The sequence below is a fragment of the Treponema porcinum genome, assembly GCF_900167145.1.
GTDB classification, from domain to species: domain Bacteria; phylum Spirochaetota; class Spirochaetia; order Treponematales; family Treponemataceae; genus Treponema_D; species Treponema_D porcinum.
On record NZ_FUWG01000008.1, the window covers coordinates 1 to 12,866 of the forward strand.

General features: G+C 43.3%; 9 protein-coding genes and 2 tRNA genes. 5 read left to right on the top strand and 6 right to left on the bottom strand.

Going from position 1 to position 12,866, the window contains the following annotated elements; all coding sequences use genetic code 11:
• Positions 1-281 precede the first annotated feature (281 nt).
• The gene (locus tag B5D55_RS05875) at positions 282-2,168 is read left to right on the top strand and encodes a CotH kinase family protein (RefSeq protein WP_234975391.1); all 1,887 of its coding nucleotides are present in this window, start codon (positions 282-284) and stop codon (positions 2,166-2,168) included.
• 138 nt (positions 2,169-2,306) lie between these two features.
• Here the strand turns inward: B5D55_RS05875 and B5D55_RS05880 are convergent, their stop codons facing one another.
• Complete coding sequence (locus B5D55_RS05880) at positions 2,307-2,579, bottom strand: co-chaperone GroES (protein WP_078933080.1); 273 nt, start codon at positions 2,577-2,579, stop codon at positions 2,307-2,309.
• A gap of 378 nt (positions 2,580-2,957) precedes the next feature.
• Here B5D55_RS05880 and B5D55_RS05885 point away from each other — a divergent pair, with 378 nt between their 5' ends.
• Positions 2,958-3,794: a sigma-70 family RNA polymerase sigma factor gene (locus tag B5D55_RS05885; RefSeq protein WP_078933081.1), complete on the top strand. Its 837-nt coding sequence runs from the start codon at positions 2,958-2,960 to the stop codon at positions 3,792-3,794.
• Positions 3,795-3,839: 45 nt separating this feature from the next.
• Here B5D55_RS05885 and recG read toward each other — a convergent pair whose 3' ends face one another.
• Genes recG through dnaE form a run of 3 tightly spaced genes read right to left on the bottom strand, consistent with a single transcriptional unit; the run spans position 3,840 to position 10,302 of the window.
• Positions 3,840-6,026, bottom strand: coding sequence for an ATP-dependent DNA helicase RecG (gene recG, locus B5D55_RS05890; RefSeq protein ID WP_078933082.1), 2,187 nt, complete (start codon positions 6,024-6,026; stop codon positions 3,840-3,842).
• 5 nt (positions 6,027-6,031) lie between these two features.
• Positions 6,032-6,622: a YggT family protein gene (locus B5D55_RS05895; RefSeq protein WP_159446166.1), complete on the bottom strand. Its 591-nt coding sequence runs from the start codon at positions 6,620-6,622 to the stop codon at positions 6,032-6,034.
• A 35-nt stretch (positions 6,623-6,657) separates the two neighbouring features.
• The gene (gene dnaE / locus B5D55_RS05900; RefSeq protein ID WP_078933084.1) at positions 6,658-10,302 is read right to left on the bottom strand and encodes a DNA polymerase III subunit alpha; all 3,645 of its coding nucleotides are present in this window, start codon (positions 10,300-10,302) and stop codon (positions 6,658-6,660) included.
• 233 nt (positions 10,303-10,535) lie between these two features.
• On the opposite strand from dnaE, the gene B5D55_RS05905 reads away from it, so the two are divergent.
• Together B5D55_RS05905 and B5D55_RS05910 are read left to right on the top strand one after the other, a co-directional pair.
• Positions 10,536-10,606: transfer RNA gene (locus B5D55_RS05905), tRNA-Gln, on the top strand.
• 64 nt (positions 10,607-10,670) lie between these two features.
• Positions 10,671-10,743: transfer RNA gene (locus B5D55_RS05910), tRNA-Glu, on the top strand.
• Between the two features lie 101 nt (positions 10,744-10,844).
• Here the strand turns inward: B5D55_RS05910 and B5D55_RS05915 are convergent.
• Entirely contained in the window at positions 10,845-11,096 is a 252-nt protein-coding gene (locus B5D55_RS05915) for a TIGR03905 family TSCPD domain-containing protein (RefSeq protein WP_078933085.1), read from the bottom strand.
• Between the two features lie 39 nt (positions 11,097-11,135).
• Positions 11,136-11,708: a hypothetical protein gene (locus B5D55_RS05920; protein ID WP_078933086.1), complete on the bottom strand. Its 573-nt coding sequence runs from the start codon at positions 11,706-11,708 to the stop codon at positions 11,136-11,138.
• 64 nt (positions 11,709-11,772) lie between these two features.
• Here B5D55_RS05920 and B5D55_RS05925 point away from each other — a divergent pair, with 64 nt between their 5' ends.
• On the top strand, positions 11,773-12,843 hold the full coding sequence (locus B5D55_RS05925; protein ID WP_078933087.1) for an FPP/GGPP synthase family protein: 1,071 nt from the start codon (positions 11,773-11,775) through the stop codon (positions 12,841-12,843).
• Positions 12,844-12,866 lie beyond the last annotated feature (23 nt).

Genomic DNA, 12,866 nt, shown 5'->3' on the forward strand with positions numbered 1-12,866 from the left:
CCCCAGGTCGATACCTACAAATCTCTTCTGTTCCATTTTTTACCCCTTATATGATAAAATGGAATCAGGAGTAAACGCTGGTAGTGGTATACCGTGCTCCTATCCGAGGTCGTGGGGAATGCCCCCACGCCTCATTATGGCGTACGGCGGTCGGCTTTGATTAATCTTAAACCCGAAGTAAGCGGCTGCCATTCACGCAGTGGCTTCTTCACCAGTAGTTAGAACCTTCCGCCGGCTCTCTGATTCCGTCAAACCAGAGTACCACTTTTTCCCAGCCTTTTATATCATGCCATCTTAAACGGTTTAAGGATGATCCGACTTATGTTCGTGAAGTATTTGGTTATAATTTCTTCAGAAAGAACGGAATTTGGACTGCTCCTCGTGCAGGTTATACACGGCTTTTCATCAATATTATAGAAGAAGACGGAAAACCAACTGAACTTGATTACGGCGTTTATGCAATGATTGAAGAAATCAACAAGCAGTTTTTGAAAGAGCGTTCAGAAATTACTCCGCAAATCGGAACAAAATTTAACGGCAATAAAGGAAATCTGTGGAAATGCTGCTGGCAGTCGTCATACGGTGCTTCAATGGCAACTGATTTTGATGCATACCGTTCATTTGGCGTTGAAGAAATTTTCCTTGATGAATCAAAAAGCATGCGCTATGACTATGATTTGAAGACTAACAAAGATGACTTGATTTCTGCACGCAATGAATTCATTGATTTTATTTATGAACTTAATAAACTTTTTACGGCTGAAGAAATAAAGGCTTTCTATAAAAAAAGAATGGATGTTGATTTGTTCCTTAAAACTTATGCCTGCAATGTTCTTTTGGGAATGGATGACGACTATTGGAACAACATGAACAACTACTATTTCTATTTTGACAAAAAAGGAAAGTGTTATTTCATTCCGTACGATTACGACAATATTCTTGGAACAAACTGTACTAAAAACGACGACACTGCAACAAGAAATCCTTTAGAATGGGGAAGAGACGGTGCAAAGGCTCCGCTTATAGAAAAACTTCTTTCTGTTCCTGAATACAAAACAATGTACATCGGTTATCTTCTTGAATTAAGTGAAGAAAGTTCTTTTATAGATGGAAGCAAAACTGAAATTCAGAGGTTGCAGGCAATGGTAGAAGATTATGTTTATAGTTCTGATTTGACATATACCAATACATCTTCTTCCATTGAAGATAATACTGCATCTTGGTGTACAAACTACGGAAAATATAAACTTCTTTCAGACGATGACACAAATTATTTCAAGACCAAGGCAAATACAGTAAAAGATTATACAGCCTCACAAGTTACATTTAACTTTAATGCTTCAGACGGAACGATTGTAACTTTGATTGACAAAAAGGGTATTCCATATTATGACGGATATTTTGCAGTTGGTTCAGTAGGTACTAGTATTGATGAATTTTATAGTGATATTTATAGTGAAGTTTATGAATTTGAAGGTTGGTATGATGTTGCTGATGGCGGAACTCTTGTTTATACTATGCCTTCTGGTAAAACTACATTGTATGCTCATTGGAGTCCAAAAGATGTTTATCAAATTACATTTAAATTGAATGGCGGAACAAGTTCTTCTTCTATCACAGATGGTGAAACTCAGTCTTTATATGATGGTGATTATCTTCCTAATTTTGGAATTACAAAAGAAGAAGATAATGAATTCTTTATCGGCTGGTATGATGCTGCTGACGGCGGAAATCAAGTTGAATTTGCAACATCTGATATGACAGTTTATGCACATTATCATGAGTTTCCGTATAAATACTGGACTGATAACTCTTCTGTAACTCATCTTTCTTTTGCGTTTAATCCAGAAGATTTTGGTTGGTCTGCTAAAGAAAATTATACCGTTATTCATGCCTGTGAATTGTCCGGCTGGAATAAATCAACAGTTGTGATGACAAAAGGTGTTGACGGAATATACCGATGTGAGTATACAAGTGATGTTTATCCTGAGATTTCAGCGATGTGGCCAGGTTATAAATTTATTATTGTAGGAGAAAATTCAGAATATATATGGATAGGTGCGTATGATGGTTATAAGTATAGGTCTTATCTGACAGCCGGAGAAACTTATGAAGATGAGCCTAGTTATAATTTCTTAGTCAAGGAACTTATGTCTAATGATAAGTAATTATTAAAAACTAATCCACAAAAAACGCCTGTATCTACGCAAAATGTTAGGTGCAGGCGTTTTTGTTTCAGAATTAAAAAACTCCGTTAAAAAAAATCGGCAGTCCGTACGGACTGCCTTTTTTACGTATGTTTGTTTCTATTCGATTACGGCGATGATGTCTGCCATTTTCAGGATAAGATGGTCTTCTCCGTCGATTTTTACCTGTGTGCCGGCATATTTGTCATACATAATTCTGTCGCCTGCTTTTACGGTGATTTTTTCCTCTTCAGTTCCCGGTCCTACAGAAACAACAGTTGCTGTCTGTGTTTTTTCCTGTGCAGCTTCCGGAATGATGATTCCGCTTGCTGTTTTTGTTTCTGCTTTGTCGTTCTTTACAAGAACACGGTCTGCCAATGGTTTTACTGTCATATTATATACCTCTGTTAGTGTTTATTTGTTTTTGTTTGCCTTTAAATATAAGAAAAAAACAGTACAGTCGTCAAGAAAAAAATATATTATGCTGGTTAAATAATCGGGGAATTTTGACGCAGGTTTTCCGTCAATGACAGCAGCTGGGTAAAAATTACTCACAAAAAACTTCTTCCTGAATTATTATTTTTATTTCCGCCTTTGTTTTATTTAATCAGCATTTTTGTTTTTCAGATGGAAAAATGCTAAATCGTTATAAAATAATGATTTGTTCTTAAGGCTGTAAAAAAATCCTGTAAAAAATCCGCTGTTCTAAAAAGTTGGCACGGAACTTGCAAAATAATAGGTATAGCATATTTTTACAGGAGGCTTGCTAGTATGAAAGATGATGATGTTTTGGGAATGTATCTGCGTGATATAAACCGTATCCCCCTTTTGAGCCGCGAAGAAGAAACTGATCTGGCAGTAAAAGCAGCTGCCGGCGATAAAGCCGCTAAAGATAAAATTGTACGTGCAAACCTGCGTTTTGTCGTTAATATTGCAAAGAAATATCAAAATCACGGACTTGATTTGACTGATTTGATAAGCGAAGGAAATATAGGTCTTATGACAGCCGTCGAACATTTTGACGTAAACAAAGGCTATCATTTTATTTCTTATGCTGTCTGGTGGATTCGCCAGACAATCTTAAAAGCCATCTGTGAAAAGAGCCGCGCTATCCGCCTTCCGCTGAACCGTGCAAATGAACTTGTACGCATTGAACATGCGCGAAAACTTATTGCCGGCAACAAGACTGAAGACCAGGAGTTTGAGGAAGTTGCCGAAATGCTGAATATGGACAAAAAACACGTCCGCGAAATGATAAATATTTCCCGCGAAATGGTAAGCTTTGATGCACCAGTAAAAGGTTCTGACCGCGACGATACTACGTTCGGTGATTTTGTTGAAGATTCCTATTCTGACGCTCCTGATACCGGGGTAATGACAGAGGCTTTTGAAAATGAACTGAATGACGTTATAAGCACCCTTAAGCCGAATGAGGCAGCAGTTCTCAAAATGCGCTACGGAATCGGAGTTGAAAAGCCGATGTCCCTTCGTGAAATCGGCGAAGTCTGCAATCTTACAAAAGAGCGCATCCGCCAGATTGAAAAGCATGCGCTTGTACGTATGCAGCACCCTACAAGAAAATCCCGGCTTGAATCGTTTGTTGCCTGATTTTTGCGTAATTCGTCCGCGCTTGCGGACAGTCCGGTATGCAGCTTACGGGGCAACTTTTGTCCGTATGTAGTCGAATGCGTCTGTCCGCGCCTGAACAAGTATGTCGTGGTCGCGTACGATGTCTGCAATTCCAAGAGTAAGGTTTCCTGCCTGTGCGGTTCCGGTAATTTCGCCGGGACCGCGAAGTTTTAAATCATATTGTGCGATTGCAAAACCGTTCGTATTCTGCCGCATTACTTTCATCCGTTCTATGCCTGTTTCCGTTATTTTACTGCTGTATATCAAAAAGCAGAACGACTGTTCCGCGCCGCGCCCCGTGCGTCCTCGCAGCTGGTGAAGCTGGGCAAGACCGAATCTGTCTGCCTGTTCGATTACAATGCATGTTGCGTTTGGAACATCTACACCTACTTCAATAACCGTTGTGGCGGCAAGAATTTGTACTTTACCTGCGCGGAATTCCTGAAGCGCCCGGAGCTGTTCTTCTTCCGGGATTTTTGAATGCAGCAGTGCACAGCGGTATTCCGGAAAGACGTTTTTTGAAAGATTTTCAAACGCTTCTTCCGCACTTTTAAGTTCCTGCGTAATGTTTTCGCTGTCTATCGCCGGGTATACAAAATATGCCTGACGGCCGGCTTTAAGTTCCCTGCGGACTGCTTCATATGCATTCTGTTCGTTTCCCTGTTTTACAAGATACGTTTTTATCGGTTTTCGTCCGGCAGGCATTGTCCGTATGGTGGAAATGTCAAGGTCGCCGAATGCAGTGAGCGCAAGCGTCTGCGGAATAGGAGTTGCACTCATCATAAGAAGGTGCGGCTCAAACGACACGGACGGCTGTTCTTCCGTGTGCCTGCCTTTGTCGATTATAGACTGGCGCTGGATTACGCCGAAACGGTGCTGTTCGTCAATGACGGCAAGCTGAAGGTCTTTATAGACAACCTGTTTTGAAAAAAGCGCGTGCGTTCCGATTACGATGTCTATTTCTCCGGCTTTAAGCGCTTTTAAAAGCTGCGTTCTTCCCGATGCCTTTACGTTTCCTGTAAGAAACGCCGTCCTTATGCCGAGCGGTTCTAAAAGGCGCGCGGCGTTTTCTGCGTGCTGGCGCGCGAGTATTTCTGTAGGTGCCATAACGGCACACTGACCGCTCCAGTCCTTTACGCGAAGGCAGGCGAAAAATGCCACAAGCGTTTTTCCGCTTCCTACATCTCCCTGTAAAAGCCGCTGCATTGTAAACGGCGTTTTACGTGCGCCATTTCCTTTTGTAAGAAGTTCGTTACGCTCTACGTATCCGCGGTCAATATCCGCATTCATCTGAAGAATGACGGCGCGCTGGTCGGGTGTAAGCATAAAAGTCAGCCTGTCATAAAGCTGTTTTTGTGAGGGTGAAAGTGTTTTTACAAAATGTGCTGTTTCATCTGCATCTGGTTTCTGCGCCGTATTCTGAACGTTCTGGAATGACGGTGTCTGTTCCGGTTCGTCAAGCCGGGCGTCAGGAACTGCACCTTTGTGCCTGTAGGCACGCAGGGCGATTGTGCTTTGAAAGTTGAACAGTTCTTCGTAGATAAGCGTCTGTCGCGCCTTTTGAAGTTCCTGCGGCGTTTCCGGCTGGTGGATGAATTTGATTGCCTGTGTTTTTGGTAAAAGTTCTCGTTTTTCAATAATGTGCGCCGGAAGTTCCGTTTCAATTCCCCTGTCGTACTGGCTTATTGCCGCCGCAACTGTTTTGCGTACCTGTTTTTGCGTAAGTCCTTCCGTAAGCGGATAGACCGGAACAATGCCGGAATTCGGGAGCGGCATATTCTCAAAATCGCTGAGTGCGCCTGATTCTGCAAGTTTTGTAACGTCAAAAGCTGTGCTTTGAATTTGCCCGTATTTTACGGTGAACGTTCCTGTTACGACGATAATACAGCCTACCGGAAGCGATTTTTCAAGGAACGCACGGTTAAAGCAGATGAGTGCGGCGGATGCCGTTCCGTCAGAAATAATCAGTTTAAGAGTCCGCATTTTTCCGTAACCGAACCATTCGTGGGCAGTTACTGTTGCGGCGGTGTGTACTTTTGCTTTTTCAAAATCAAGAATCGGAATGTGCTTTCGCCTGTCTTCATAGTCACGCGGATAAAATGAAAGGATGTCTGCAACGGTGAAAATGTTTAGTTTTGAGAACAGCGCGCTTGCCGCAGGACCTACACCGGGAAGTGACGAAACCGGTGATTTTATTTCCGAAAGTTTCATTTTGCCTAGAACGGTATTTTTGAAAGAAGTCCGATGAAGATTTGCATAATAATTCTTCCGCAGGCAAGCGCAAGTATTACCTCAATGATTGCAATTCCCAGCGCTTTTTTATAGCTTACCGGTTTTGAGCCTGAAATGATGCCTGCAATCTTGAATACAAGAGGACTTATCGCACTGTCAAAATATGACCAGATTGAATTGTAGCTTGTGCTGTTTCTGCTGAAAATCAGAACGCAGTAGCGAATGATGATTGTAATCAGCAGGATGCCAAGAAGCGACGAGAATACCGACCAGATAAGTGCCACAAGATAGGCAAGAATTCCGCCGATGTAAATTCTTCCTGTCTGCGCCGTATTTCCCAGAACGGAAGAAAGCAGTGAAAGAAGTCCGATTGAAATCATCGGGGAAAAATCAAGTCCTCCTATTCTTAGCGGAAGCCTTGAAAACAAAGTCAGGTACGGATCGCAAAGCGTAGAAAGAAATCTTCCGAATGCCGAATACTGTACTCCGGGAATCCAGGTAATGATTATTCTTATAAAGCACAATGTCGTGTACAAAGAAACAAGAGCCGCAGCTGTCTGAAATATTGTTTGCATTGAATCCATCCTTCTAAAACGTTTATGAACATTTCTTATTCGCACCAGACATCTTTTACAAGAGGCAGGTCTTCTATTTGGGAAAGAACTTCCTTTGATGAAGAAACTGTCAGCTGGCTGTTTGCCTTTACGATAAACGGGCCTGATGCTGTGTCTATATGAAAATATAATGAACAATTACCGTTCTGAGCAAATAAAAAATCTTTTATTTTTGAAACTTCCGCTTCTGACTGAAAAGAATTTTCTATTTCAATGTGAACTTCCTTTATGGAACGTTCTTTCAGCACGGACGGATCTTCTATGCTGTCTACAATAAAGGAAGGCTGTTCGCGCGAACCGTCAACTTTTCCCTTGAATGCAGCGATTTTTCCGTCCTGAACCTGCGTTTTCAGCGTTTCCCACGTTTTTGAAAAGAACGTAAGATCCATTTCTCCGTTGTAGTCGGAAAGTTTCGCAAACGCCATATCAGTTCCTTTTTTTGTCCTGAACGGATGAAGTCCGTGTACAAATCCAAGAACGGTGTATGTTTTTCCGGTGTTTCGCATCTGCCAGGATGACTGTCCGCTTGCGGCAAGAGCCGCTTTTTCTGCCTGAGATTCCTTTGCGGCCCGGTCCATGTTGTTTGAGGTAAGCGTAACGCAGTTTTGTATTACTTTTTTGTAATCATCAAGCGGATGACCCGATACATAGCAGCCGATTACTTCCATTTCATCATTCAGTTTTTCCATTGTAGGAAGGTCATCAAGCTGGTTAAATACAAAATCAGCGTAGACTTTTTCGTCCGTATCGCCGAACAGGTCGCCCTGTCCGTTTGTGGAACCGGAGATTTTGTCCTGAACGTAGCGGACGGCTCTGTCCATATCGTTAAGAAGCGTAGGGCGGTTCTGTCCCAGCTTGTCGAATGCGCCGGTTCGTATGCAGACTTCAATCGCCTTTGAGTTTATGACGGCACGCTTAAGTTCCTTGCCTTCGTCATTTTTTGAAACGACCTGAAGCGGAACGACGCGTTCAAGAAAATCCATGAAGCTCTTGTAGTCGCCGTGTTCCGTTCGTTCCTGAACGATTGCTTTTGCAGCTTCTTCTCCCATTCCTTTAAGTCCCATAAGCGCAAAGACGATGTGACCGTCTACGACGTCAAAGCGTACGTCAGATTTGTTTATGTCCGGCGGGTCTACAGGAATGCCCATACGGCGCGCTTCTGCAATGTAAAACGGAACTCCGTCTGTAGAAGTAAGTTCGTTTGTAAGGTTTGCTGCCATAAATTCAGCAGGGTAGTGGCATTTTAGCCATCCTGTGCGGTATGCAAGAACGGTGTATGCCGCTGCGTGCGATTTGTTAAAACCGTAGCCGGCAAACGGAACCATGATTTCAAAAATATCGGCTGCGTGCTGTTCGGTAAAGCCGTTTTTAAGCGCGCCTTCGATAAATTCTTTCTTTTTTCCCATAAGGACTTCAGGTTTTTTCTTTCCCATAGCACGGCGAAGCATGTCTGCACCGCCTAAAGAAAATCCTGCTATTTTCTGGGAAACCTGCATAACCTGTTCCTGATAAACCATAACGCCGTAAGTTTCTTTTAAAAGTCCTTCAAGGCACGGGTCAGGATAGTGTACGGTTTCAGGTTTCCATTTTCCGTCAATATATTGAGGAATGTAGTCCATAGGACCAGGACGATACAGTGCGTTCAAGGCAACAAGTTCTTCAATGCATCGCGGCTGTACCTGACGCAGGATTTTCTGCATTCCCGGCGATTCAAACTGGAAAACGGCTACGGAATCTCCGCGCCCGAACATATCAAAAGTTTCAGAGTCTGTTTCGCTTACGTTTTCCGTTTTGAAAACAGGTTCGTCAGGCTTTTTGTGCTTGTTGATGATGTCTTCTGCATAGCGGATAAGCGAAAGCGTTTTTAATCCAAGGTAGTCGAATTTTACAAGTCCGCACGGTTCGATTATGTCCATTGTGTACTGCACGGCAACTTCCCCTGTCTTAGGGTCTTTGAAAACCGGTGCCCAGTCTGGAAGGGCTGTAAGTCCGATTACCATACCGGAGGCGTGAAGACCGGTGTTTCTGTTTACGCCTTCAAGCTTGAATGCAAGGTCAAAAAGCCGTTTGTACCGCGGCTCGTCCTTGTACGGAATGAGTTTTCCTCCGTCTGGAAATTTCTCTGTTGGTTCACTAAATGCATCCTTTAGTTTTGCTTTAGGATTGTCAGGAATGCATGCTTTAAGCATGTTTACTTCGCTTAGAGGAATGCCAAGTACGCGTCCTACGTCTGCAATGCATTGTTTTGGCTTAAGCGTACCGAACGTAACGATATGTCCTACCTGAGGATCGCCGTACAGTTCACGGGTGTGCTGGATGATAGTCTGGCGGTAATCGAAGTCCATATCAATATCAAAATCCGGCATAGAAACGCGCTCAGGATTAAGAAAGCGCTCGAAAATCAGGTTGAACCTGAACGGATCGATGTCCGTAATTGTCATGCAGTATGCAACAAGCGAACCTGCGCCGGAACCTCGTCCCGGACCGATAGGAATTTCGTGTTCTTTTGCCCAGTTGATGAATTCCCATACGATAAGGAAGTAGCCGGAAAATCCCATCTTGAAAATGATTGCAAGCTCGTATTCTGCGCGCTCGCGTATTTCCGGCGTAATTTCCTTGTAGCGCTGGCGAAGTCCTTTTTCTACAAGATGACGTACAAAATCGTCCTGGTTCTGTGAATAATCTTCATGACGCTGGAATTCCTTAGGAAGTTCAAAACGCGGAAGACAGCCTTTGAGTTCCGGCGTTGTATACTGATGAATGGTAAGGTTGCACATATTTGCAATCTTTATTGTATTTTCGTAAGCTTCAGGGTGGTTAGGGAACAGACGGCGCATTTCTTCTTCTGTCTTGAAGTACCACTCCGTGCGTCCGTCGCCCATTGTCTGATGCGGTTCGTCCAAAAGACGCTTGAATCCTATGCAGCGAAGTGCATCCTGAGCTTCCGCATCGTCCTTGTTGCAGTAGTGGATGTCGTTTGTAACTACAAGCGGCAGGTTAAGTTTTTCGGCAAGTTTTATCATTTTTTCCGCTGCAATTTTCTGGTCAGGAAGGCCGTGATCCTGAAGTTCTATATAGTAGTGGTCAGGACCGAAAAGGTCTGCGTATTTTCGTGCAACTTCTTCTGCCCATTCGTCATCATCATGAAGAAGTGCCTGCGGAACCTGTCCCTGAATGCAGGCAGAGAGGCAGATAAGTCCTTCGTGCCGTTCTTTAAGCATTTCAAAGTCGATGTTAGGTTTTCCGTAATGCAGTCCTTCTGTGTAGGCATTGCTGCAAAGCCAGCTCATGTTTTTGTAGCCGGTTTCGTTTTCGCAAAGAAGAATAAGGTGATAATATTTTCCGCCGTATTTTGTGCGTTCCTGGACTTTATGGTCAGTTTCCGTTACGTAGAATTCGCAGCCGACAATCGGATTTATACCGTTTGCGTGGCAGATATGTTCAAAATTCAGCACGCCGAACATATTTCCGTGGTCAGTAAGCGCAAGGGCCGGCATGTTAAGCTCCTTTGCGCGTTTTATGAGCGTTGTGATTTTAGAGGCACCGTCCAGAAGCGAATAGTCTGAGTGGACGTGAAGGTGTACGAATTGAGAAACGGGAGTTCCCTCCGGCGGATCGTCAAAATGCGGTATGTCTGCCATTTTTTACCTCTGCAAAACTTTATGAAAACAGTGTACAGGAAAAAATGAATATCCTCAAGGAAGTGAGGATTTACATTTGAAGCAATTACTCAGCACTTCCCGTCAAATTGCCGTAAGTCATTGATTTACGGCATGACAATGTTCATGCGGTAAAATTTAAGAAAATTTGATAAAATTACCTTGTTTTTATTGACAAAAATCCGGTGGTCTATTATATTATTGGAACATTACATTCCCCGATTGTGTAATGGTAGCACTTCAGATTCTGGTTCTGACTGTGGGGGTTCGAATCCTCCTTGGGGAACTAAAGGCTGAACAGCTGTTTCAGCCTTTTTTTTGTGGAATTCCATATTTTACAGTGTTTGTCTGGTTCCTTCGTCTATCGGTTTAGGACGCGACCCTCTCAAGGTCGAGAGACGAGTTCGACTCTCGTAGGAACCGTAAAAATCCTTTCGTTTGCTTCAAGCGAAAGGATTTTTTGTTTTAACGGAAAACGTCTTTTTTGTTCCTGCAGAAATCATGCGCTGTAACGATGCTGTGATTTACTGTTCGCTTATCATTGCCTTTGCAAGCTGGTCGGCGCAGGAAGTGCCTTTCATTCCGCAGATGTTTCCGGCGCATTTTGCGTTGATTTCTTCTGCCGTCATTCCGTCCAGCAGTTTGGAAATCATTTTTAGGTTTCCGTTACATCCGCCGTTAAACTGAATGTCATAGATTTTTCCGTTTTTTGCCGTAAATGTGATTGTTCTTGCGCATACTCCGTGCGTCTGATAGGTGTGTGTGCCGTCTTTCATAATGCGTTTTTGCTGCTTTTGTGCAGCATCCTCCGTCTTTTAAAAATCAAAAGCTATTCCGATGTAGCCGTTAAATGCAAGGTTCAGAAAATTATTGTTATTCGAATAATACCATTTGCCGGACTCTTTGGAAAGTTCAAGCCAGTATGGATCTAAAGAAAGCGTAAATCCTGCCGCCGCGCTTATGAAATGCCACAGCCGCACTTTTGCCTGCAAATCGCTTCCAAAGCCGATGTACGTATTGTTGTAATATGTTCCGTTTTTTGAAACTGAATTATTGTACAGGTGGAACGCAGGACCTCCCTGAATGCAAACTTTAGGTGAAAGTTCGGCAGCGGCGGCTATTCCGATATTTGTGTCTAATGAAAAATCGTCCTCAAAAAGAAGGTGGACTGTTTCAAAAATGCCGAAATGATTTTTGAAAAGGAAAAGATTGTAGTTTGAAAGCGTGATGCTTGCGGAAGGTGATTTTTCCATGCGGTAAGATTTTGTGCCGTCTTTTGACCAGTACTGCAATGCTGTATTTATATTGAAGAAAACGCCTGCGTCACTTTTTGCGTACAGACTGAACGAAAGAAACATAATTAGCAGTGCCGGAATTGTTTTTTTCATATCAGTAGTGTAGACAGATTTTTCCTGTTTGTAAATGATGATGAATTGCTGTATAGTAATATGTATGGATACAGTATTTACATCTTACCTGGAAAAAATTGAGGAAGCGCTGCATTCGTATCTTCCTGAACATACAAATCCTTCGTGGCAGAAACAGTCTTTTTCTGAACTTTCTTCCTGCGTCAGCGAAGCGCATCTTGAAAACCTTATAAAGCCGTGCCGTTCCCTTATGGACTTAGGCGGAAAGCGCTGGCGTCCGCTTCTTATGGTGCTTTGTGCAGAACTTTCTGCCGAATGCGGAAAAAAAACGGAACTTACTGACGGCGGAATTTTTGCTCTTACTCCGCTTGTTGAGTTTGTTCATACGGCAAGCCTTATCCACGATGATATAGAAGATTCTGCAGAAGTCCGCCGCGGAAAACCGTCTGCCTATATTCAGTACGGTCTTGATACGGCACTTAACGCCGGTTCCTGGCTTTATTTTGAGGCGGCTGTGTGCATAGACTCCCTTTCCTGCCCGGATGCGTTTAAGAACAGCCTGTATTCGCTTTATGCGCAGGAACTCCGCCGCCTTCATTTAGGTCAGGCGATGGATATTTACTGGCACAGAAACCCAGAGCTTGTGCCGTCTTTGGAAGAATATGCGCAGATGGTTCACTGTAAGACTGGAACGCTTGCAAGTCTTGCCGTTCAGACAGGAATTATCGGCGGCGGAGGAACGCGTGAAGAAGCTTCCCGTGCCGGAAGTATTGCTGCCTGTGTGGGCGAGGGATTTCAAATTCTTGATGACGTTCAGAATCTTACTACGGGAAATCCGGGTAAAAAACGCGGCGATGATATTGTTGAAGGGAAGAAAAGCCTTCCTGTCCTTCTTCATATAGCAGAAAATCCTGGTGACAAGGCTTGTATTGCCGAATGTTTCCGGAAAGCCGGTAAGGAAGGAATAGAAAGTCCTGCGGTGGAAGAGTGCATTGCGCTTTTAAATTCGCGCGGTTCTATAAAAAAAGCAGCGGAAAAAGGAAAGGCGTGCATTACGGAAAATGCGGAAAAACTTGCTTCCGTTTTTGGAAATTCCGGCGCGGAAAAAAGTGCTGTTCTTATAAAGAAACTTTTTGCGGATATGATTCCGCAGTAATCAGGCAGAAAAAGCCGGTTGTT